The 22,355-nt window shown below is 40.5% G+C and carries 21 protein-coding genes; 10 read left to right on the forward strand and 11 right to left on the reverse strand.

What is annotated here, in order from left to right; translation table 11 throughout:
- Nucleotides 1-45: 45 nt before the first annotated feature.
- The gene (locus MGG13_RS07960) at nucleotides 46-1,743 is read right to left on the reverse strand and encodes a septation ring formation regulator EzrA (protein WP_239034542.1); all 1,698 of its coding nucleotides are present in this window, start codon (nucleotides 1,741-1,743) and stop codon (nucleotides 46-48) included.
- Between the two features lie 139 nt (nucleotides 1,744-1,882).
- Here MGG13_RS07960 and MGG13_RS07965 point away from each other — a divergent pair, with 139 nt between their 5' ends.
- The 6 genes from MGG13_RS07965 (at nucleotide 1,883) to MGG13_RS07990 (ending at nucleotide 5,836) form a co-directional block, all read left to right on the forward strand.
- Entirely contained in the window at nucleotides 1,883-2,359 is a 477-nt protein-coding gene (locus MGG13_RS07965) for a GAF domain-containing protein (protein ID WP_239034543.1), read from the forward strand.
- A 218-nt stretch (nucleotides 2,360-2,577) separates the two neighbouring features.
- Nucleotides 2,578-3,180 (forward strand): 30S ribosomal protein S4, encoded by a 603-nt coding sequence (gene rpsD, locus MGG13_RS07970; protein WP_133431185.1) that lies wholly within the window; start codon nucleotides 2,578-2,580, stop codon nucleotides 3,178-3,180.
- Between the two features lie 70 nt (nucleotides 3,181-3,250).
- Entirely contained in the window at nucleotides 3,251-3,688 is a 438-nt protein-coding gene (locus MGG13_RS07975; protein WP_239034544.1) for an OsmC family protein, read from the forward strand.
- A 218-nt stretch (nucleotides 3,689-3,906) separates the two neighbouring features.
- Nucleotides 3,907-5,190: a cation:dicarboxylate symporter family transporter gene (locus tag MGG13_RS07980; RefSeq protein WP_239035702.1), complete on the forward strand. Its 1,284-nt coding sequence runs from the start codon at nucleotides 3,907-3,909 to the stop codon at nucleotides 5,188-5,190.
- Between the two features lie 94 nt (nucleotides 5,191-5,284).
- The gene (locus tag MGG13_RS07985; protein WP_133431187.1) at nucleotides 5,285-5,491 is read left to right on the forward strand and encodes a hypothetical protein; all 207 of its coding nucleotides are present in this window, start codon (nucleotides 5,285-5,287) and stop codon (nucleotides 5,489-5,491) included.
- 126 nt (nucleotides 5,492-5,617) lie between these two features.
- Complete coding sequence (locus tag MGG13_RS07990; protein ID WP_133431188.1) at nucleotides 5,618-5,836, forward strand: hypothetical protein; 219 nt, start codon at nucleotides 5,618-5,620, stop codon at nucleotides 5,834-5,836.
- Nucleotides 5,837-5,864: 28 nt separating this feature from the next.
- Here MGG13_RS07990 and MGG13_RS07995 read toward each other — a convergent pair whose 3' ends face one another.
- Nucleotides 5,865-6,464, reverse strand: coding sequence for a lysophospholipid acyltransferase family protein (locus MGG13_RS07995; RefSeq protein WP_239034545.1), 600 nt, complete (start codon nucleotides 6,462-6,464; stop codon nucleotides 5,865-5,867).
- Nucleotides 6,465-6,539: 75 nt separating this feature from the next.
- Between MGG13_RS07995 and MGG13_RS08000 the strand changes: the two genes are divergently transcribed.
- The 3 genes from MGG13_RS08000 (at nucleotide 6,540) to sdaAA (ending at nucleotide 9,574) form a co-directional block, all read left to right on the forward strand.
- Complete coding sequence (locus MGG13_RS08000; protein WP_239034546.1) at nucleotides 6,540-7,712, forward strand: S1C family serine protease; 1,173 nt, start codon at nucleotides 6,540-6,542, stop codon at nucleotides 7,710-7,712.
- Between the two features lie 272 nt (nucleotides 7,713-7,984).
- Nucleotides 7,985-8,662: an L-serine ammonia-lyase, iron-sulfur-dependent subunit beta gene (sdaAB, locus tag MGG13_RS08005; protein ID WP_133431191.1), complete on the forward strand. Its 678-nt coding sequence runs from the start codon at nucleotides 7,985-7,987 to the stop codon at nucleotides 8,660-8,662.
- A gap of 21 nt (nucleotides 8,663-8,683) precedes the next feature.
- Complete coding sequence (gene sdaAA / locus MGG13_RS08010) at nucleotides 8,684-9,574, forward strand: L-serine ammonia-lyase, iron-sulfur-dependent, subunit alpha (protein WP_133431192.1); 891 nt, start codon at nucleotides 8,684-8,686, stop codon at nucleotides 9,572-9,574.
- A gap of 46 nt (nucleotides 9,575-9,620) precedes the next feature.
- Here sdaAA and MGG13_RS11330 read toward each other — a convergent pair whose 3' ends face one another.
- From MGG13_RS11330 to tyrS, 3 genes are all read right to left on the reverse strand, one after another.
- A complete protein-coding gene (locus MGG13_RS11330) occupies nucleotides 9,621-10,493 on the reverse strand; it encodes a TPM domain-containing protein (RefSeq protein ID WP_133431193.1) in 873 nt (290 codons plus the stop codon).
- The gene (locus MGG13_RS08020) at nucleotides 10,493-11,083 is read right to left on the reverse strand and encodes a LemA family protein (RefSeq protein ID WP_133431194.1); all 591 of its coding nucleotides are present in this window, start codon (nucleotides 11,081-11,083) and stop codon (nucleotides 10,493-10,495) included. Before MGG13_RS08020 ends, MGG13_RS11330 begins: the two co-directional genes overlap by 1 nt.
- 69 nt (nucleotides 11,084-11,152) lie before the next feature.
- On the reverse strand, nucleotides 11,153-12,412 hold the full coding sequence (gene tyrS / locus MGG13_RS08025) for a tyrosine--tRNA ligase (protein WP_239034547.1): 1,260 nt from the start codon (nucleotides 12,410-12,412) through the stop codon (nucleotides 11,153-11,155).
- A 315-nt stretch (nucleotides 12,413-12,727) separates the two neighbouring features.
- On the opposite strand from tyrS, the gene MGG13_RS08030 reads away from it, so the two are divergent.
- On the forward strand, nucleotides 12,728-15,112 hold the full coding sequence (locus MGG13_RS08030; RefSeq protein WP_239034548.1) for a transglycosylase domain-containing protein: 2,385 nt from the start codon (nucleotides 12,728-12,730) through the stop codon (nucleotides 15,110-15,112).
- 70 nt (nucleotides 15,113-15,182) lie between these two features.
- Here MGG13_RS08030 and MGG13_RS08035 read toward each other — a convergent pair whose 3' ends face one another.
- The 6 genes from MGG13_RS08035 to murC form a co-directional block, all read right to left on the reverse strand.
- Nucleotides 15,183-16,850: a formate--tetrahydrofolate ligase gene (locus MGG13_RS08035; protein WP_133431197.1), complete on the reverse strand. Its 1,668-nt coding sequence runs from the start codon at nucleotides 16,848-16,850 to the stop codon at nucleotides 15,183-15,185.
- A gap of 114 nt (nucleotides 16,851-16,964) precedes the next feature.
- Nucleotides 16,965-17,954, reverse strand: coding sequence for a catabolite control protein A (gene ccpA / locus MGG13_RS08040; RefSeq protein WP_133431198.1), 990 nt, complete (start codon nucleotides 17,952-17,954; stop codon nucleotides 16,965-16,967).
- A gap of 58 nt (nucleotides 17,955-18,012) precedes the next feature.
- Nucleotides 18,013-19,086, reverse strand: coding sequence for a bifunctional 3-deoxy-7-phosphoheptulonate synthase/chorismate mutase (locus tag MGG13_RS08045; protein WP_133431199.1), 1,074 nt, complete (start codon nucleotides 19,084-19,086; stop codon nucleotides 18,013-18,015).
- 90 nt (nucleotides 19,087-19,176) lie between these two features.
- Nucleotides 19,177-20,346 carry a YtxH domain-containing protein gene (locus MGG13_RS08050; protein WP_239034549.1) on the reverse strand — a complete coding sequence of 390 codons (1,170 nt, stop codon included), beginning with the start codon at nucleotides 20,344-20,346 and terminating at the stop codon, nucleotides 19,177-19,179.
- An 81-nt stretch (nucleotides 20,347-20,427) separates the two neighbouring features.
- Complete coding sequence (locus MGG13_RS08055; protein ID WP_133431201.1) at nucleotides 20,428-20,967, reverse strand: DUF948 domain-containing protein; 540 nt, start codon at nucleotides 20,965-20,967, stop codon at nucleotides 20,428-20,430.
- 85 nt (nucleotides 20,968-21,052) lie between these two features.
- On the reverse strand, nucleotides 21,053-22,348 hold the full coding sequence (murC, locus tag MGG13_RS08060; protein ID WP_239034550.1) for a UDP-N-acetylmuramate--L-alanine ligase: 1,296 nt from the start codon (nucleotides 22,346-22,348) through the stop codon (nucleotides 21,053-21,055).
- Nucleotides 22,349-22,355 lie beyond the last annotated feature (7 nt).

Consider the following 22,355-nt stretch of genomic DNA (forward strand, 5'->3'; position numbering starts at 1 on the left):
CTCACAAAAAAGAAAAAAGACTTAGAAGAAAGTCTTTTTTCTGCGTTAGTTCATCTCGTTCATTCTTTTTTCAATCTGTACAGGTGCACCGGGACTGACGCGTTCAATCGCAGTTTCAGCAATCTCTACTGCGCGTTTATATCGATTGTTGCTGAATAATCGCTCTGCTTCAATTAAATCTTTATTGAGGTCAGCATGGTCCTTACGATAACGGTTACCATACTGGATAAGAGCTTCAGCATACGACGCCTGCTGGAGCATTGTCAAGACTTCCTGCTCAAAGGTATTCATCATAGACAACACTTTCTGCACTTTATCTCGTACATGCTCGACATGCATTGGACGTTTGTTGAATAATGCATGCGCCTCGCGCGTTTCAATATCGATCTCATTTTTCATAATGATAAAACGTTCAGGGATACTAGATAAGTTAGAGGCCATCAGTTTGCGGAAGACGTCTTCTTTTCGGCTCTGAATCTTAAGCGTATGTGACTGAGCCTCCCGCTCATATTCACGCAGCGCTGTCAGATGCTGCTGCAATTTCTCCTGCTCAGTATTGATTGTCCCTACATGGTCTTTGATATAAGTCAGGTTGTCTTCAACTTCTGAGTAGCGGACAGCTGATTTTGCCATCTCGCTTAAAATCTCATCATAAACAGCAATCAGACTTTGAATTTCATTATCATATTGACGTACTTTCTGAATATCTTCTTCATCGATATAATAATTATCTCGAACATATTCTATTTCAGTACGCAGTGTATAGTTCATATCTTTTGCGTAGAAAAGTTCATCAGTGATCAGCTCTTTGGATTTCTCCACATTATTCTTTGCCATCACTTCGATTTCAACTAATTCCAGCATCTCATCTAAAGTGCCGTTAATATCAGCAATAATTTCTTCTGCCTCGTCAAGCTGCAGTCTCGCGATCAGTGGTTCAACTAAGTTTAACTTTCCTTTTAAAGTCTGAAGGTTACTGTCCACTTTAACATGGTCCAGGTTATACCCTTCTACTTTAAGGTCGCGACAGCCGTATCGGATTTCCTGAAACTGTCCCGGCAGTTCTTTTTGAACATCACGGATCAAGAGAGGAATCTCTTCCATATCTGATTTCAGACGCGTCATCTGATCATGAACTTCTGTAATTTTGAAGTGCGCTGATTCATAGTTCCCTTCACTCGTCAGCTGTTCATACTCAGTCAGAGCCGGTAAGAAGCGTTCGATATTCTCTTCAAGCGGTCGCGCAGCTTCACCGTACTGATGTCGATTGGCCAGTACATCACGTTTCGCCTCGCGATAAATAGTCCGGCATTCTTCATATTTAATACGGTCTTCTTTGGCACGACTCACATAATCATCAATCTCTGCAGACAGCGTCTGATACTTCTGTTCAATGCTGTCAAGTGTCTGATGACTTTCATCAATTCGTTCGCTGCTCTCTTTAAATCTAAAACGATCCAATGCCTCATCCGCTTCGTTAATATGCAGTTCACTTTCATCGAGGTCATTTTTCAGCACATTCTGCCAGCTGTACTTCCAGTCCTCAAACTTCATTTTCGCTTCGCCTTTAAGCTGGAGATCTTTCACTTTAACAAGCTCATTCTGAAAAGGCAGCGCCTTGATTTCCTCTTTACGTAGTTCAACTTTTCCAACAGCCGTACGTTTCTGATTTCTTAAATAAAACAGGACGCCGACTCCAATTAATATCAGTACGATCAGTAACACAATCATGTAAATTATCAACGTTCTTCCCTCCAACTTGTTCTTTAACATTATAACGTAAAAAAGTGTTGCAAAAAACTATTTTATTGTGAAAATATAAGTCGATGTATAAAATGAAGTTCAGACAAATATTTTCATTCTATTAACATGAGGTGGTCCTATGTTTCAACCAGGTCAAATTAAAGACTATCAAGCGCTGAATACAGCACTTGATCATTTACTTACAGGTGAATCAGATGTCATCAGTCATCTGGCCAATGCATCAAGTTTACTCAATTACTTTCTCGACGATGTGAACTGGGTGGGCTTCTACACGATGAAGAATGGTCAGCTTCAACTGGGACCTTTCCAGGGCTTACCTGCCTGCGTAACGATACCAGTCGGTCGCGGTGTATGCGGGACAGCTGTCAGTGACAACCGCACAATGCGAATTGCAGATGTTCATGCATTCCCGGGTCATATCGCCTGTGATGCGAACTCCAAGTCAGAAATCGTGATACCCATAACAGTGAACGATGAAGTTTATGGCGTACTGGATATCGATGCACCGATCACTGACCGTTTTACTGAAGAAGATCAGACAGGGCTTGAAGCTTTCGTCCGTGTACTTGAAAAGCATCTGGCCCAGGCAAATTAAATTATCATATTGACATGCATGGCAGAACAAACTATAATAGACAAATGTGAATAAACGAGAGTAGCAGATAAATATTAAGACGCTCTATGGTGTCCCCTTAGTTGGCGTGCTGTGTAACCAAAGCTAACAGGCGAAGGCACGGAAAGATACTATATCGCTTTAAGCATTTATCATATTTTTGTTTTTCGCGAAAAAAACAAAAGAGGAGGAGTCAATCCATGGCTCGATTTACAGGTTCAACTTGGAAAAAATCTCGTCGTTTAGGTATTTCTTTAAGCGGCACAGGTAAAGAATTAGAAAGACGCCCTTACGCACCAGGACAACACGGTCCTAACCAACGTAAAAAAATGTCTGAATACGGTCTTCAGTTACAAGAGAAACAAAAATTACGTTACATGTACGGTATTAACGAACGTCAATTCCGCACAATCTTCGACCGCGCAAGTAAAATGAAAGGTATTCACGGTGCTAACTTCATGGCACTTTTAGCATCTCGTTTAGATGCAGTGGTATACCAATTAGGTTTAGCTCGTACTCGTCGTCAAGCACGTCAGTTAGTTAACCACGGTCACATCTTAGTTGATGGCCAACGTGTAGATATTCCTTCTTACACATTAAAAGCAGGTCAAGTCATCTCAGTTCGTGAAAAATCTCAAAAATTAGATATCATCGCTGAATCAGTTGAATTATCTAACCACGTACCAGAATACTTAACATTCGATGCTGACAAATTAGAAGGTACATTCGTTCGTACACCAGAACGTTCAGAATTATCTGCTGAAATCAATGAACAGTTAATCGTTGAGTACTACTCACGTTAATATCCATTTAGTCTTAAGCGCTTGCTTAAGGCTGTTTTTTTATGGTTTTATAAGGTAAAGGAGTGATTTGATGAAACACCATTTTGAAGGTACTGCTCATTTTACCGGCAGCTATGACTCACACGGCACACTTGAAACCCAAAACATGAAAACAGACATCTCTATCCCCGCTTCCATGGGGGGCGTTGAAATCGGCACTAATCCTGATGAGATGCTGCTCGGCGCTGCGACGACCTGCTTTATTATTTCTCTATCTGTACTCTTTGAACACAACCGTATTCCTCTGACTGATTTAAAAGTGGAGTCCAGGGCAACAGTCGATCAGTCGAAAGGCATCCTGACTTACGAATCAATTGATTATATAGTGACAATCCAGACAGATGCGCCTGACAGCAAGCAAAGTCTGCTCCGACGCTTCGTGCGTAAAGCTGAAGAAAGCTGCATGATCACCCGCGCATTGAAAGGGAATGTCGACGTGAATATCTCTGAGATTCATATCAATCCATGATAAGGACAAGATACTTCTTTTAAATAGGAAGTATCTTTTTAAATTAGAGTGCGAAATAGTCTGAAAAATGGTATGATACATAAGTATCCGCTTTCAGAGGACATCCGCTGAGCCTTGTTGTCATCGTGCTTCTGCTAGTTATTCTTCCATTGACTTTGATACATAAAAGCAATACTATTTATAAATACTAAAGAAATGAGGGATTCGTTTTGGAAACAATCAAAAAGCGGAGAAGAGGCATCAGTCTCCCTACCCAGATTATTATCGCGCTAGTCCTCGGTGTCGTAGTAGGTTTTCTCCTTTATGGTCAAGATGACTTAAAGAACTATATTCAACCATTTGGGGATGTTTTCCTTCACTTAATTAAGATGATCGTTGTCCCTATCGTCTTCTGTTCACTTGCTATTTCTATCGCAGGTGCCGGAGATATGAAAACTGTCGGACGTTATGGCTGGAAAACGCTTCTTTACTTCGAAGTCATTACGACATTCGCTATCGCGCTCGGCATTATTTTTGCCAACATCTTCAAGCCGGGTTCAGGTATCGACCCGACTAAACTGCCTAAAGGCGATGTATCAAAATATACAACAAATGCAGAAGCTGCTGCACAGTCTACATATGGTAACCATATGATTGATACCATCGTAGGTATCATCCCGACCAACATCATCGACGCAATGGCTCAAGGCCAGTTACTGCCTGTCATCTTCTTCTCAGTGTTCTTCGGACTTGGGATTGCAGCTATAGGTAAGCGTGCAGAACCTGTTAAGCTACTTTTAGAAGGCGTACTTGATGTCATCTTCTGGATGACGAATCAGATTATGAAATACGCGCCGATTGGTGTATTTGCCTTTATGGCTGTTACAGTGATGACGTTCGGTATCGATGCTTTAATTCCATTACTGAAGTTAGCCCTTGTCGTTATGGGTTCAATGATTTTCTTCATTATCGTTGTACTTGGTGCTGTTGCGGCTATCTGTAAGATTAATATCTTCCATTTACTTCGCATCTTAAAAGATGAGCTGCTTCTTGCATTCTCTACTTCAAGTTCAGAAACAGTACTGCCAAGTATTATGGATAAGATGGAAAAGTTCGGTGCGCCAAAAGAAATCGTGTCATTCGTTGTACCGACAGGCTACACATTCAACCTGGATGGCTCAGCTCTTTATCAGTCTATCGCGGCGTTATTCATCGCTCAGATGTATGGTGTCCATTTATCACTAACTGAACAACTGATTCTTTTACTGACACTGATGCTGACTTCTAAAGGGATGGCTGCTGTACCGGGTACTTCTATCGTTGTATTAATCACTACGTTATCAGCGATGGGTCTTCATCCGGAAGGTTTAGCCCTTATTATCGGTATTGACCGTATCCTTGATATGTCTCGTACTGTCGTCAATGTTGTAGGGAACTCTTTATCTACACTTGTTATCGCAAAATGGGAAAACCGTCTGGATTACGAAAAAGGACGCAAGTATTACGAGACTTATGTAAAATAATATATGACAAAAAAATAAAAGTTAACATATAGTCTATATTTTATTATCCGAATGCTTTATACTAAATATACCAACTTAGTTAAGGGTGATAAATTTGAAACACCTTTCCAATCTTTTTAGCGGTAAGTTAACAGCCTATCAGATAGCTACAGCGACTGATGTCGATATTCATATTATAGAAGAATTGATGGAGAATGCGAATGCTGCGGATGAGCTTGATGATTCTTCATTCAATAAGCTCGTTCAACTGGAGAACGAACTGTTTACTCCATCCGTTAATAAAAATGAGACAAGTGCTTAATAGCACTTGTCTTTTTTTATCTCTAATATAAAAATTATATCTAAAAGTGGACGTCAAATAGGTTTAATGTCATCTTTTACGGGCTATAGTTAAATACCATCATAATTCGAAAAGGAGGTTATTCTGATGCCTGCCATACTTTTAAAAGCATCATTACCTACTTTGCTGAATCAGAGCATACAGTTTCAGCTTTTAAGAGATGAGTCTGAGAAAGAGACATTCATCGACCATTATAGAAAACAATCCAAAGAAACTGCTAAACAAACAAATCGCCCGCATGTCTGTACGCTGCAATTTATTTATCCAGATGAATACACTGAAACCATAGTCATGAAAGCAGAATAAAACGACGATTGTATCAACAATCGTCGTTTTATTTTTTTTCGAGCTCCGCACTCATATTCTTCATAGCGACATCAACTGCCTGCGTGATTTCAGCTATTGCTTCATTTTTAGGGAGCTGATAATCTGTCGGCTGAATCGCTTCTCCGAACTGAATATAAGCTTTCTCTTTTCCGAACAATAAATCCTTGAATGTCAGCGGCCCTTTATAGACAGCCGGCACAATCGGTTTCTTGCTCATCACTGCAATGGTAGCCGCGCCTTTTTTGATCGGTGCACCTTCTGTACGGGAGCCTGAAGGAAACATTCCCACTGTCTGATTGTTACGCAGCAGTTTAACAGGAATCTTCAGTGTAGAAGGACCCGGGTTCTCACGATTGACTGGAAACGCACCGACACTTGTAAAAAGCCAGTTCAGAAAACGGTTTTTGAACAATTCCTTCTTCGCCATATAATGGATTTCAAGCGGATACACCGCCATGGCAAGCACGATGATTTCAACCATGCTTCTATGCGTACAAGTCAGGATATAAGCTGGGTCTTTCGGTAAATACTTTTTATCGATAACTTTTAGTTTTCTTCTGAAAATAACGATAACGAAGTAAAGAACAGTCGCAATCAATTTATACATTGATATCTCCCTTTTTCATGAAATTTTCATTATTATCTGTTATTAATATATAATAACATAAACAAGGAGGCTACTATGAACACAGAAGAAGAACATGTTGAATATATTGAAGAACGTTCCGCTGCAAGACAGCAGCCTAAATTTCTCCCCCTCTTACTGGCAAGTGTCCTAGGGTCCGCTTTAACACTCGGGGCAGATTATGTCATCGAGCAGAACACTCAGTCGGACACACAGAACTCTGTGCCACAGATCGTTGATAATGCAACTGTTCAGAATAAGGAGAATGCGACATTACCGGATATGCTCGAGAAAGTTTCACCTGCTATTGTCGGAGTCGTCAATCTCCAGAAGACCAATGGCATCTTTCCTGACGCCAGCAGCACAGAAGAAGAATCAGGTACAGGTTCAGGCGTCATTTATCAGGCTGATGACCAGGCCGCTTATATTGTGACCAATAATCATGTTGTCGAAGGCGCTTCAGACATCAAAGTGCAGCTCGCTTCAGGCAATAAAGTGGATGCAGAGCTTCTTGGGACAGATGCGCTGACTGATATCGCAGTCCTCAAAATAAAAGGTGATTTTAATATTAAACCTATCGCCTTCGCTGATTCAAACAAAATTCGGACAGGTGATGCTGTCTATGCAATCGGTAATCCACTAGGACTGGATTTATCAAACAGTGTGACAAGGGGTATTATTAGTGCGAAAGAACGTACAATGACTGTCTCTACTTCCGCAGGTACTTCTACAGTAAAGGCCATACAGACTGATGCAGCTATCAACCCGGGTAATTCCGGCGGTGCACTCATCAATACAGCAGGTCAGCTCATCGGCATCAACTCGATGAAGATTGCAGCGGCTGAAGTAGAAGGCATCGGTTTTGCCATTCCATCCAATGACGCTCGTACTGTCATCTCAGAAATTATCAAGAACGGCAAAGTGATTCGTCCTTATATGGGCGTCGCCCTCGTCTCATCGGATTCGATCCCTGAACAATATAGAAATGAAATGACTGCCAATAAAGAAGGCGTTGTTGTCATTCAGACAGATGAATATGCAGGCAAGACGCTTCAAAAAGGTGATATTATCACAGCAGTCGACGACAAAAAGGTCACTTCTGACAGCGAGCTGAAAAGCTATCTCTATCAGAACAAAAAAGCTGGAGATTCACTTAAATTCACGATTTATCGTAATAACAAAGAGATGGAAGTTTCTCTTATTCTCCGCGATGATGAAAACGTCCGTTAGTACATGAACACTCTGTTAACCAGAGTGTTTTTTTTTATAAATATAGAGTCGTTTCGTTCATCAATTGTTAACAATTATCTCTTTGACTATGTGAAGATTTTCACTTATGATTAGGTCATCAATCATTTGTGAATTCGTTTACAAAATCTTATCTTTTTTGCTTAAAATGTGATATTATCAATTGGGCAGTATTAAGCATTTTATTTAATACTTATAAACTGACTTAGTATAATAAATAACATATAAACAACTAACTATTGGGGGTTATAATTATGGCAAGAACGGCAGACTATAGAAGCGCGTTTGATGTAATAGGACCAATCATGGTAGGTCCATCTAGTTCACATACAGCAGGCGCAGTAAGAATCGGCTCTGCAGCACGTACTGTACTGGGTGTTGAACCTGAAAAAATTCATATCTCTTACTATGAATCGTTTGCAGAAACTCATTTAGGTCATGGTACTGATTTAGCGATCATCGCAGGTCTTCTCGACTTTGAACCAGAAGATCCACGCGTTAAAACATCAATTGATATTGCAAAAGAAAAAGGAATTGAGATTGAATTTGTTGAAGAAACGGGTACTAGTATTGGAGACCATCCAAATACAGCGCTTGTTAAGCTTGATGCAGGCGGTAAACACGTTGAAGTATTAGGCAATTCAATCGGTGGCGGTACAATTAAACTACGTAGTATTCATATTAACGGTGCATGTGTTGTCATGAATCACACATTACCTATGCTTGTCCTTTATGGTAACAGCCCGATGTCTGAATTTAATGACTGTATCGCTAAAATGTATGATTTAGGCGTAAAAATCAACGAAGAAATTAAATCTAGTCTGAATGATTACCATATTATCGCGATTCAATTGTATAAACCAATCAAAGAAGAAGCATTCGAAGAGATTAAGAATGCTTATCCAAATATCGATTTTTCAAATATTATCTAATTTTATGAGGGGGACTCATCTATGTTTAAATCTATAAAAGAAGTCGTAGATCATGCGACTGAGACGAATCAGTCATTAGCTGAGATTATGATCCAGATGGAGATGGAAACATCTGATATGACGCGTGAAGAAGTTCGCGCTAAAATGCTTAAAAATCTGCAAGTAATGAAAGATGCCGTTAAACGCGGCTCTACTGGTGAAGGTGTTAAATCTGTAACAGGTCTGACAGGACAGGATGCTATCAAGATGCAGAAGTATCGTGATAATAACCAGTCTTTATCAGGTGATGCTGTCGCTCTTGCGATTCAAGGGGCTATTGCAACAAATGAAGTCAATGCTGCGATGGGTCTTATCTGTGCGACACCAACTGCCGGTTCTTCAGGCACTATTCCAGGCGTTTTAACATCTCTTGAAGATAAATTCAATCTGACAGATGATCAGCAAGTTGATTTCTTATTCACTTCTGCCCTCTGTGGTCTTGTTATTGCTAACAATGCTAGTGTATCAGGCGCTATGGGTGGCTGTCAGGCTGAGGTCGGTAGTGCTTCTGCAATCGCTGCAGCAGCAGCCGTTGCAACTTTCGGTGGTACACCGCAGCAATCAGCGCATGCGATTGCCTTTGCTTTAGGTAACCTGCTCGGTCTTGTATGTGACCCCGTTGCTGGTTTAGTTGAAATTCCATGTGTAATGCGTAATACAGTCGGTTCAGGTAACGCTCTGATTTCTGCTGACTTAGCGCTTGCAGGTATCGAATGTAAGATTCCAGCTGATGAAGTCATCGAAGCGATGGATAAAGTTGGTCGTAACTTACCTCGTGAACTTCGTGAAACAGGTCTTGGAGGTATCGCCGGTACTCCGACAGGTGAAGCGATTAAAGCTAAAATCTTCGGCTCACAACACGCATTCAGTTAAATATAAAAAAAGTGCTGAACCCATAGGTTCAGCACTTTTTTTATGGCTAGAAACTGCGATCTGCGCCGCCTCCACCGAAGCCGCCGCCGCCAAATCCTCCACCATCAAAGCCGCCTCCACCGAAACTGCCGCCAGATGAGAAGCCACCGCCTCCGAAGCCGCCGCCTGTCGGGAAGAAGATAATAGGACCGACGCCTCTTCTACGTCCACCTCCACGTCCTCCACGACCACCGCCGCCAAAGAACATAGAGAAAATCAGATATAAGAAGAAAAGTGTTAAAAGAATATCAAATATACTGAATGAACCACCGCTTTCAGAATCACTGACTGGTTCTTCACGAGTAAACTTGCTGCCATCATAGCCATAAGAATCTGCTACTTCCTTCCAGACTGCTTTATAAAGCTTAGTCACACCAGAAGCATAGAGTTCTTTAGCCTGTGGGTCCTGCCCTTTCGGATCAATCGCAACTGCCTTTTGGATATCAGGCAATGCATATTGATCAATCAGCGCCCCGACCTTTGCATCATTGAGTACGCCTTCAAGGCCATAGCCCACTTGCACATTTAATCCTCGATTTCTGAATTCATTACCATTATCAAGATTGAGTAAGATGACAATGCCGTTATCTTTTTCTTTTTGACCGACACCGTATTCACGGCCTGCACGTAGCGCATAGTCCCCTTTAGGTTCCTGACCGATAGTCGGCATGGTCATCAGTAGAATTTCAGCTGTCGTTCCTTGTTCCAGTCGATTACCCAGCTCATTGAGTTCATCCACCTGTGTCTGGTTCAGAATACCGATATGATCCTGAGTGTAGACAGGTTCTTCAAGCGTTGGTAGAGGTTCAGCTGCATTCACCTCATAGAATGGACCAAGTAAGACAAAAATCGCGATTAAAAACGCGATTTTTTTTGTCATTATTTTTCATCTCCATTGTTGAAATCAACTTTAGGAGCATCTTTTGCAGCACTATCTGCTTTGAAGTATTCTTTTTCATGTTTACCGACAATACCTGCAAACAGGTTCATCGGGAAGCTTTTCACGACTTTATTATACTCTGTTACCTTATCATTGTAATCACGACGAGCCACTGCGATTCTGTTCTCTGTGCCTGCCAGTTCATCACGTAAGCCTGTGAACTGAGCATCTGCTTTCAGTTCAGGATAGTTTTCACTGATAGCGATTAATCGACCTAAAGCTGAAGTCATCTCAGCATTCGCTTCTGCTTTTTGTGCAGCTGTACCATCAGCTGTTGCTCCTGCTAATTTAGAACGTGCATCTGCTACTGATTTGAAGACATCAGATTCATGTTTCGCATAACCTTTAACAGTTTCGACTAAGTTAGGAATTAAATCAAGACGACGTTGAAGCTGTGTATCGATATTGGATTCTTCTTTATTCACATCCTGCTCGAGAGAGACTAATCTGTTGTAAGGTCCCATTACCATAGTACCTAGAATAGCAAGGACTGCAATAATCGCAATAATCGGAATCAATAATTTTCTCATGTCATTTCTCCTTTAAGTAAGTTAATTCTCTAATACCCAAAAAAGACTGGCTTTAACCAGTCTTTCATCCTATTTATAGTTGACCATGAAGTACTTTTTCTTCCCTCTTCTGATGATGGTGAATTCATCTTCAATTTTATCAGCTGCACTGATTTCATAAGCAGTATCTGTCACTTTTTCACCGTTGATTGAAATGGCACCGTTTGTGATATCTTCTCGTGACTGTCTCTTGCTTGGACTGACGCCTGCTTCAACCAGGTAATCTACTAAATTGGTAGATTCAGAAACCGTACTCTGCGGCACATCTTTGAAACCTTGACGAATTTCGTCAGCTGATAACTGTGATAAGTCGCCTTTAAAGAGTGCATCTGTAATACGGATGGCATCTTGAAGGGCTGTTTCGTCATGCACAAGTTTTGTGACTTCAGATGCAAGTGCTTTCTGAGCTTTTCTAAGATGTGGTTCTGTCTCAAGAAATGTCTCGAGCGCTTCTATCTCCTCTTTAGATAAGAAAGTGAAGTATTTAAGGAATTTAATCGCATCTGCATCCGGTGTATTGATCCAGAACTGGTAAAACTCATAAGGTGAAGTCTTAGTACGATCTAACCAGACAGCGCCTGATTCAGACTTACCGAACTTTTTGCCATCTGCTTTTGTGACAAGCGGAACGGTAATACCGTATGCTTCGACTTCGCCGTACATACGGCGCATAAGATCAAGTCCAGATGTAATATTGCCCCACTGATCTGAGCCACCAAGCTGAATCTTAACATCGTGCGCTTTATTGAGATGACCGAAGTCAATCGCCTGCAGAATCGTGTATGTGAACTCTGTGTAAGAGATACCTGTCTCTAAGCGTGACTGAATGCTATCTTTACCAAGCATGTAGTTGACGCCGACATGTTTACCGTAGTCTCTTAAGAAAGTCAGGAGATCAATCTGTCCGAGCCAGTCTTTGTTATCGACACGGATAGCGCCGTTATCTCCGCTGAAATCGAAAAGTTGTTCCATCTGTTTTTTGATACCATCCACATTGTGCTGGACCATTTCAGGTGTCTGCAGGACACGTTCATCTGTACGACCAGATGGATCCCCAATCATACCTGTCGCGCCACCAATCAGCACGACCGGGCGATGGCCATGTGCCTGAAAACGGCGTAAGGTCAGAAACGGTAATAAGTGACCAATATGCAGGCTGTCTGCAGTCGGGTCAGCTCCGCAGTAAATGCTGACACTTTCTTTGTTAAGCAGTGCTTCAATCTCTTCAGGATGTGTCTCCTGATAAATCAGACCACGCCATTTCAAGTCATTTAATAATTCATTCGTCATATAAATCCCTCCTGTTTAAAATAAAAAAAGCACCCCTACTAATGTAAGGGTGCTTGAATACACGGTACCACCAAACTTATGATTGCTCATCACTTTGCTGATGAAAAGGTCATCAGAGCCGTCAGACTGTTTCGTTAGGTGTATTCATCCATAGCTTCCCGCCAGTTTCCAGCCCCACTGACTCTCTAAAAGAGAAGATTATGTCTTACTTGTCCTATAGTCTGAAGTATATAATTATGTTACTAGTTTAATGAATGAATGCTTCTAAGTCAAGTCCTTCATATGCTATACTGAATATAATTCAGGAGGTTAGAGATGTCAAAATTAAAGCGAAGTTCTTCTAATTGGAAGAATACTTATACTCAAAATAAGTCTAATCTGAAGACTGTAAAATGGACGCCCTATGTCATATTCAACTCTATTTATAAAGTATTTGCGAATTTATTTCTACTCATACTTGTCGGTGGTTTTCTACTAGCCACTTTACTGGGCGGCTTTGGTATTGGTTATTTTGCAGGTCTTGTCAAAGATGAACCTGTTCCTTCCAAAAATGAACTGAAAAACTCATTATACTCAATGAACCAGAGTTCAACTGTTTATTTTGCCGGGGGCGAATCTTTAGGAAGTTTAAATGCCGATACGCTTCGGACTGTGATTAAATACGATCAAGTCACGCCTCATGTTGTCGATGCACTCATCTCAACAGAGGACGAAAATTTCTATCAGCATAATGGTATTGTTCCTAAAGCTTTTATCCGAGCAAGTGCTCAGGAATTTCTCGGCAGCGCTTCTTCATCCGGAGGCAGTACGCTGACGCAGCAGTTAGTGAAAAACCAGTTACTCTCCAATGAAACTTCTTTTGAAAGAAAAGCTAAAGAAATGCTGCTGTCTTTCAGAGTAGAAAAAACACTTTCGAAGCAGCAGATACTTGAAGTCTATTTAAATGTTGTCAGTTTCGGACGTAATACGAATGGTCAGAATATCGCCGGTATCGAAGCGGCAGCACAAGGCGTTTTTGGTAAGAAAGCTAAAGACCTTAACATAGCGCAAAGTGCTTATTTAGCCGGTATGCCTCAGAACCCTTATACATATACCCCATTCTTAATAACGGGTGAAGTTAAAAAAGATGCGGAACTTAAATACGGGTTTGAACGTCAGAAGTATGTGCTGAAACGAATGAAAGAAGAAAAGAAAATCACAAATAAAGAATATCAGGAAGCACTTAAATTCAATTTAAAGAAATCGTTTGTTGAACGTATTTCTAAACCTGATGTGGAATATCCATTCCTGACGAAGGAAGTTGAAAATCGTGCAGTAGATATTCTTAAATATGAACTCGCCAAGAAAGATAAAGTATCGGCTCAGCAGCTCGATGAAACACCAATACTCAATGATAAGTATACAGCTCTCGCAAATGATAAAGTTAGAAACGAAGGCTATAAGATTCAGACAACTATTAACAAACCTATTTATGATAAAATGAACGAAATCAAAGACAATCCTTATTACTATTCATATGATCGTCCAGCAGAAGTAGACGGTAAGACAGTGAACCTGCAGCAGGAAGTCGGTGTCATGTTAAAAGAGAATGAATCAGGTAAGATCATCGCCTTCGTCGGTGGACGTGATTACGAAAAATCTCAAAATAACCACGTGACTCAGACAAGACGTTCACCTGGTTCTACAATGAAACCACTCGTTGCTTACGCACCCGCTATTGAATATGGTGTCACAACACCTGAAACGATGTTGCTTGATAAACGTTTTGATGTGAATGGCTATAAACCTGAGAACTATGCACGAACAGAGTTCGGCCAGATCACTACTCGTATGGCTCTTATCAACTCATTCAATTTAAGTACGTTAAGACTTTACTCAGGTATTCAGGATAGAAAACCATGGGAATTCCTTGATAAAATGCATATCAACATTCCTGACAATCAGAAACCGAATTTATCTCTTCCACTTGGAGCGACAGATACGACCCTTGAAGATAATGTTGACGGCTTCTCGACATTCGCTAACAAAGGGAATTATCAGGAGCCTTATATGATTGAGACGATTAAAGATAACAGCGGTAAAACAGTCTATAAACACGAAGCAGCACCTGAACGAGTATTCAGTGATGCCACAGCTTATATCATGACGGATATGCTCCGCGGCGTTCTTGACACAGGTAGTGCTTATCAGCTAAAAGGTACATTCCAGTTCAATCAGGACTGGGCAGGTAAAACTGGTACAGCTGAAAATGGTACAGACAGCCTGTTTATCGCCTATAACCCGAAAGTGACACTCGGTATCTGGATGGGTTACGATAAACTTATTCCATTTGACGAGGAGAATCACTATCAACTTAAGTTATGGCGTGATATCAATAACAGTATCACAGCGATTGATCCTGAGCAGATGGGTGTAAATGAACAGTTCACTAAACCTGATAGTGTTGAAACACAGAAAATCTGTCAGATTACGAACAGCCCTAATGGCTCATGTAATCAAGGTGAACCCGCTGCAGATAGTTTAGTGTGGGAGAATACTGACCTATCAAACAAATCGATTGATGACCCGCGTGTACTGAATCGCTTAGGTAACAATATTGACAGCAGCACTAAATCAAAGATTTCACCTAAATCGCCTATTGCAGATCAGTTCAATGAATTACGCGGACAAAATAAGAAAAAAGAAGACGACGCACAATAAAAAATCTCTGCCAGCCGGCAGAGATTTTTTTGATGAAAAAAACGCATCCTAATGGATGCGTCTCTTGTTATTAGAATAAACCGACTGCGTTACCTTCTGCGTCGATATCCATGTTCAGTGCTGCTGGTTGTTTCGGTAAACCAGGCATTGTCATGATATCTCCTGTTAACGCTACGATGAAGCCAGCCCCTGTTTTAGGGATTAATTCACGGATAGTGATTTCAAAGCCAGCTGGACGACCTAATTTTTTAGGATCATCTGTGAATGAGTATTGTGTTTTAGCCATACATACTGGATAGTTATCCCAGCCGTTGTCTTTAATTGTTTTAAGTTGTTTTTTCGCGCTATCAGTGAAGACAACATCATCTCCGCCGTAGATATCTTTAACGATTTTACGGATTTTTTCTTCAACTGGTAATTCAAGCTCGTATAATGGTTTGAAGTTTTGTTCAGTATCCATTACTTCTTTAACGAGTTTAGCAAGCTCTACGCCGCCTTCTCCGCCTTTTTCCCAAACTTCTGTAAGTGCGATTTTAATGTTGCGCTCTGCACACCACTGTTTAACGAAGTTTACTTCTTCTTCAGTGTCAGTAACGAAAGCATTTAATGCTACGACTGGTTCAACACCGAATTGTTTTAAGTTTTCTAAGTGTTTTTCTAAGTTAACGATACCTTTTTTAAGTGCGTCAACATTTTCAGCTTTAAGTTCGTCTTTCGCTACGCCACCATGCATTTTCATCGCACGGATAGTTGCGACTACAACGATTGCGCTTGGCTCTAAACCAGCACGACGCGCTTTGATGTCCATGAATTTCTCTGCGCCTAAGTCAGAACCGAATCCTGATTCTGTTACAACGATATCAGCCATTTGACGAGCTGTGTTAGTTGCGATGATTGAGTTACAGCCGTGAGCGATGTTAGCGAATGGTCCACCGTGGATTAACGCAGGTGTTCCTTCAATTGTTTGTACTAAGTTAGGTTTGATTGCATCTTTAAGGATTAATGCTAATGCACCTTGTACCCCTAAATCACCAACAGTAACTGGTTTACGGTCATAAGTGAAACCGATAGTAATTTTAGCGATGTTTTCTTTTAAGTCATGGATATCACGAGATAAACAGAATACAGCCATAATCTCACTTGCAACAGTGATATCAAAACCATCTTCACGAGGTACCCCTTTGAATGGTCCACCAAGACCTACAACAACTTGACGTAATGTACGGTCATTCATATCTAATACACGTTTCCATGAGATACGACGAGGGTCGATGTTTAATTGGTTACCTTGATAAACATGGTTGTCGATGAATGCTGCTAAAGCGTTGTTCGCAGTTGTAATCGCATGTAAGTCACCATTAAAGTGTAAGTTGATCTCTTCCATTGGTAATACTTGAGCGTAACCACCACCAGTAGCGCCGCCTTTCATACCAAATACTGGTCCAAGAGATGGTTCACGAAGAGCAACCATAACGTTTTCACCGATTTTTCTGAATGCGTCACTCAGTCCAACTGTTACAGTAGATTTACCTTCACCAGCTGGTGTCGGGCTCATCGCAGTCACTAATACCACTTTACCTTTAACCGGTTTATCGATTAACTGTGTATTAATTTTTGCTTTATAAAAACCATAAGGTTCTACTGACTCTTTTGGGAAGCCCGCTTCTTCAGCGATTTCCTGGATTGGACGAATTGTAGAGCGTTTAGCGATTTCTAAATCAGATAAATATTCAGCCATTATTTTGTGTCTCTCCTTTAAATGTTTTTAACTCCTCCTTAATGATATGATAAAGCGGTTTCAATGTCGACCGATTTGCTAAAAAAAAATAAAGAATCAACTTGAGTTGATTCTTTATTTCGTTGTTCCTCTATAATCAATTCGATAAGGAAGCACGACATTCGTATCTTCTATCTCTTCATCGTTCATGAATTTTGTGAGCAGTCTCATACCGACAGCACCAATATCGTAGAGCGGCTGCATGACACTGGACAGCTTAGGACGAACCATCTGCACAAGACGTGTGTTATTAAAACTGATGATCTGCAGGTCCTCAGGAATAGACAGTCCTGCATCCTGGGCTGCATGAACGATACCAATCGCTTGTTCATCGCTGATACAGAGCACAGCTTGTGGTTTTGCTTCTTTAATATGATTAAAAGCTTTCTCACCATCCAGGTACTGTTCGTTGCCGATGTAGACAGCTGAGGAATCTAAGTTGATTTGATGCTCTGCCAGAACAGCCTCCATGCCTGCCTGTACATCAAGACGGGCTTTCTCAGAGTAACCGCCACCTACAAATGCAAAACGTTCGACACCTTGCTCTATTAAGCGCTCAGTGATCTCTGTACTTGCCTTTTTATAATCAATATTAACAGCAGGTAACGTCTCTTCAACATCATGTGTACCAGATACGACCACGGGCACAGATGTCGATTGAATCAGTTGAAGTGTCTCAGATGACAATGTACCTCCTAAAAAGATGATGCCATCGACCTGCTTACTGAGTAAATTATTGAAAATATCATTTTCTTTTTCAGGGTCATTATCTGAGTTCGAGATAATCGTCTGATATTTATACATTTTGGCGATATCTTCCAGACCTCTTGCAAGTTCTGAATAGTAAATATTTGAGATATCAGGGATAATGACACCGACAGTCGTCGTCTTTTTGCTGGCAAGTCCACGTGCGACAGCATTCGGGCGATAGTTTAAACGCTTGATGACTTCATTAACCCGGTCTCTCGTCGCTGGTTTAACGTTTGGATTACCGTTAACTACTCGCGAGACAGTCGCCATTGAAACTTTGGCCTCACGTGCGACATCATAGATAGTAATTGTCATGATGACCTCCTGTAATCGTTTTCTTTTTCATTATATCACGCTTTTCGACAATGTTATATTATAAATATAACTGACGGGCTTTGTCAATTTCAGCGAAGAAAGAATCGAATTCCTGAAGATCCATCTGCTGGCCGGCATCACTCAGTGCAACTGCTGGATCTGGGTGAACTTCTGCCATTACACCATCTGCACCTACTGCAAGCGCTGCTTTAGCGACAGGCAGCATAATGTCTTTACGCCCCGTTGAATGCGTCACATCAACCAGTACAGGAAGGTGCGTTCCTTGTTTCAATATAGGCACCGCTGAGATATCTAACGTGTTGCGGGTCGCTTTCTCATACGTTCTGATTCCTCGTTCACACATAATAATCTGACTGTTACCATTTGAGTGAATATATTCTGCCGCATAAATAAATTCTTCAATAGTTGCAGCTAAGCCTCTTTTCAGCAGAATCGGCTTATTTGATTTACCTGCTTCTTTTAAAAGTTCGAAATTCTGCATGTTTCGTGCACCAATCTGAAAGACATCTACATACTGATCTGCCATCTCAAAATGAGCTGGATTGACAATCTCTGAAACAATATTAAGTCCATATTTCTTATTCATCTCTTTTAATATTTTCAGGCCTTCTTCACCTAACCCCTGAAAATCATACGGTGAAGTACGTGGTTTAAAGGCACCTCCACGGATAAACTTCTGCCCTTTAGCAGCTAAATCACGTGCAACTGCATCAACCTGTTCATAAGACTCTACAGAACAAGGTCCAAATACAAATATCTTATCCTGACCGCCAACTGCTGCGCCGTTAGGAAACGAAACGATTGTATCTTCAGGCTTCATTTTACGAGAAACAAGCAGATGCTTTTCATTCTGTGCCTGCTGCAGTTCTGTAGATGCTTTGAAAATCTCCTTGAATAATTGTTTAATGACGTTATCATCGTAAGGTCCTTTATTCTGTTCGATGAGCTGATTCAACATCTCTTTTTCGCGCTGCGGGTCATAAATATCTGTTCCAGCCTTAATTTTCTCCTGCCCTATTTTTTTCGCTACTTCTCCGCGCTCTGTCAGAAGCTCCAGTATAGCAAAGTTAATTTCTTCAATTCTAGTTCTTAATTGATTGAGTTCTGTCATTATTACACCTCTTCATAAAAAAATTTAAAATAAAAATAGTAGGGCGAGAATCACCCTACTATTTTATCACAGGATAAACAGAATCACTTGTTATTTGTTTTTGCCCTGTTTGGTATTATTTTTGTTATTGTTCGTGTTGTTTTTGTTGTTGTTATTGTTTTTATTGTTATTATTATTTTGTTTTTGATTGTTTTGTGTTTTGTTCACGTTACCACTGACGTCAGTATGATTCTTTTTGTGCTCTTCAATATCACTTTTAGTATCTTTATCTACAACAGCTAATGGTTCTGCTAAAGAATCATCATTCACTTCTTCTTTAATTGCACGGCGTTGTGCAGCTAATGCATCAGAATCTGCCACTTTATCTTTTAACTGTGTATCTGTTTTAACGTCTGTATTGTTTTTATCTCTGTCATCCACTTCTACAACTTTAATAGTTGAATGTGCCTGAGTTGTTTCACTTTTGCCCGCTTCTTTTTTTGCTTCTTTTTTCTCTTCTGCTTTCGCTTTCACTTCTTCTTTTTTATCTTGAGCTTTTTCTTTTACTTCGCCTGCTTTTTGAGCGACTTGTTCTTTTACTTCAGGTGCTTTTTCTGCGACTTTTTCCTGAACTTCGTTCGCTTTTTGAGTGGCCTGTTCTTTTACTTCACCTGCTTTTTGAGCCACTTGCTCTTTTACTTCAGGTGCTTTTTCTGCGACTTTTTCCTGAACTTCATTCACTTTTTGAGTGGCCTGCTCTTTTACTTCGCCTACTTTTTGAGCCACTTGCTCTTTTACTTCAGGTGCTTTTTCTGCTACTTTTTCTTGAACTTCATTCGCTTTTTGTACGACTTGCTCTTGAACTTCGCCTGCTTTTTGCACGACTTGTTCTTTAATTTCCTGTGCTTTTTCTTTTACTTCACTGACTTTTTCAGTCACTTTGTTTTTAATTTCATCTGCTTTTGAAGGTTGACCTTGTTTATCAACTGAGTTATTGACTGCGCTATCTTTAAATGTAACCACTTTTGAATTGATATCTTTTTTAAGGTCACGACCTGGTTTCGGTGCAAGCAGTAAACCTGCAAGAGTACCAATCGCAATACCGAATGTCAGACCAAAAGTGAAATCACGAGCAATTGTGTTTTTACATTGTACTTCGTATTCTTTTACAGTATGCGTATGTAAATCGCGGTTATAAGTATTACCACCATTTGATCTGTAAACAGTTACCGATTCATTATTTCTACCATTGTTGAGTTCTCTGTTATAAGTGTTGACCATGTTGTTTCTCCTCCTTAAGGTATAAAAAAATAGGAATATACTTATTTAACAAGTATATTCCCAATTATTTAATAACTAAACTTATTTATTATGAAGTCCTGCATTGATTCTGTCTTCATCTACATTGTTGTAGCGAGCAGTATCATTGTTAAATACTTCTTTGTCATTGTTGACAACCACTTGGTTAGAGAAGTCATAAGCGTTACGACGCTCTTTTCTCATTTTCCATTTGTCTGCAACTTCCATTGCAACGTTAGACCATTGTACGACTTGCGCAATCTGATCTTTGTTGTTTGCAATGTTTTGTGTAATTGATGTTGTCACACGGTCTACATGGCTGTTTAAGTTGTTAACAGTACCACCGATACCTTGAACAGCATCAACAACTGTGTTTAAACGAGCTGATTTATCTTGAACATCTTCAGCAAGTCTGTTTGTTTTGTGAAGTAAGTCAGTTGATTCACGAGTAATCCCTTGAATCTGTCCTTCTACTCCGTCCAGCGTTTTAGCAACGTGGTCTAAGTTTTTCTTAACTGAAAGTAATACGATGACGATACCGATACACAGAATCAAGAAAGCGATTGCTGCGATGATGCCGGCGATTGGTAAAATCCATTCCATATTGAGCCCCTCCTAATGTGGTTATCCTTAATTTACTCTTTTTTTATACCCCTGTTCAAGGGCTTAAAACATGTTAGTTACATCATTATAACAAATTTTCATAGGCTTGCTGAAATTTCTGAATATCACCAGCACCCATAAAGAGTAAGACTGAATCATTGTGCTGTTTAAGCACATCGATTGCTTCTTCAGTCAGTACTTGAGAATTTGGAATAAGGTCAGCCAGGTCCTGAATCGTTAAAGCACCACTCTTCTCACGGGCAGAACCGAAGATTTCACAGAGATAGACTTGATCCGCTTCTTTCAGGCTGTCTGCAAACTCACTCAGAAACTTTTCAGTACGAGAGAATGTATGTGGCTGGAAGATAGCGATGACTGATTTATTCGGATACTTCTTACGGGCTGAATCAATAGTCGCTTTAATCTCTGCCGGATGATGTGCATAATCATCAATCAGAATCTGTGTGCCTTCTTTTTTCTCGCTGAATCGGCGCTTGACGCCTCCGAACAGTGTCAGTGCTTCTTTGATGTTGCTGACATCGAGCTGTTCAAGGTAACATACTGTGATAACTGCCAGTGCATTCAGAACCTGGTGATTACCAAACATCGGCGTCTTGAAATTACCGTATAGCTTATTATCAATCAGTACATCAAAAGAAGTCCCTTCACTGGATGTCACAATATTCTCAGCTCTGACTCTGTTTTCCTGACCTAAACCGTAGTAATAGACCGGCACATCTACTTTAATATCGTGAAGAATTTTATCATCTCCACAGGCAATAATCGCTTTTTTGACTTTATGCGCCATCTCCTGGAACGCATTGAAGACATCCTCTAGATTCTTGAAGTAATCAGGATGATCGAAGTCAATATTGGTGATGATTGCGTAATCAGGTGTATAGCTGAGGAAATGTCGTCTGTATTCGCAAGCTTCGAATGCAAAATACTCACTTTCAAGCTGCCCCATGCCTGTACCATCACCGATTAAGTACGAAGTTTTTTTGTCACCATTCATCACATGGGATAAAAGACCCGTTGTAGAGGTCTTACCGTGCGCACCTGTTACCGCGATAGACGTATACTGACTCATGAAACGTCCAAGGAAATCATGATAGCGATAGTATTCAACACCCAGTTCCTTTGCACGCACAACTTCAGGATGGTCATCTCCGAAAGCATTGCCGGCAATAACCGTCATGCCTTCCTTAATATTCGCTGCATCAAACGGCATGATTTGAATGCCTTTATCTCTAAGCGCATCTTCAGTAAAAAAATGTTTGTCGATATCAGAGCCCTGCACTTCATTATCCATATCAAAAAGAATATGTGCCAGTGCACTCATACCTGAACCCTTTATACCGATAAAATGATATAACGTCATAGTTCCA

Origin of the sequence: Macrococcus brunensis (genome assembly GCF_022343725.1) — a bacterium.
GTDB lineage: Bacteria > Bacillota > Bacilli > Staphylococcales > Staphylococcaceae > Macrococcus > Macrococcus brunensis.

Coding starts and splice junctions, on each gene's coding strand:
- MGG13_RS07965 (WP_239034543.1), top strand. CDS start 1,883: ATGTTTCAACCAGGTCAAATTAAAGACTATCAAGCGCTGAATACAGCA.
- rpsD (WP_133431185.1), top strand. CDS start 2,578: ATGGCTCGATTTACAGGTTCAACTTGGAAAAAATCTCGTCGTTTAGGT.
- MGG13_RS07975 (WP_239034544.1), top strand. CDS start 3,251: ATGAAACACCATTTTGAAGGTACTGCTCATTTTACCGGCAGCTATGAC.
- MGG13_RS07990 (WP_133431188.1), top strand. CDS start 5,618: ATGCCTGCCATACTTTTAAAAGCATCATTACCTACTTTGCTGAATCAG.
- MGG13_RS07995 (WP_239034545.1), bottom strand. CDS start 6,464: ATGTATAAATTGATTGCGACTGTTCTTTACTTCGTTATCGTTATTTTC.
- MGG13_RS08000 (WP_239034546.1), top strand. CDS start 6,540: ATGAACACAGAAGAAGAACATGTTGAATATATTGAAGAACGTTCCGCT.
- sdaAB (WP_133431191.1), top strand. CDS start 7,985: ATGGCAAGAACGGCAGACTATAGAAGCGCGTTTGATGTAATAGGACCA.
- sdaAA (WP_133431192.1), top strand. CDS start 8,684: ATGTTTAAATCTATAAAAGAAGTCGTAGATCATGCGACTGAGACGAAT.
- MGG13_RS11330 (WP_133431193.1), bottom strand. CDS start 10,493: ATGACAAAAAAAATCGCGTTTTTAATCGCGATTTTTGTCTTACTTGGT.
- MGG13_RS08020 (WP_133431194.1), bottom strand. CDS start 11,083: ATGAGAAAATTATTGATTCCGATTATTGCGATTATTGCAGTCCTTGCT.
- tyrS (WP_239034547.1), bottom strand. CDS start 12,412: ATGACGAATGAATTATTAAATGACTTGAAATGGCGTGGTCTGATTTAT.
- MGG13_RS08030 (WP_239034548.1), top strand. CDS start 12,728: ATGTCAAAATTAAAGCGAAGTTCTTCTAATTGGAAGAATACTTATACT.
- MGG13_RS08035 (WP_133431197.1), bottom strand. CDS start 16,850: ATGGCTGAATATTTATCTGATTTAGAAATCGCTAAACGCTCTACAATT.
- ccpA (WP_133431198.1), bottom strand. CDS start 17,954: ATGACAATTACTATCTATGATGTCGCACGTGAGGCCAAAGTTTCAATG.
- MGG13_RS08045 (WP_133431199.1), bottom strand. CDS start 19,086: ATGACAGAACTCAATCAATTAAGAACTAGAATTGAAGAAATTAACTTT.
- MGG13_RS08050 (WP_239034549.1), bottom strand. CDS start 20,346: ATGGTCAACACTTATAACAGAGAACTCAACAATGGTAGAAATAATGAA.
- MGG13_RS08055 (WP_133431201.1), bottom strand. CDS start 20,967: ATGGAATGGATTTTACCAATCGCCGGCATCATCGCAGCAATCGCTTTC.
- murC (WP_239034550.1), bottom strand. CDS start 22,348: ATGACGTTATATCATTTTATCGGTATAAAGGGTTCAGGTATGAGTGCA.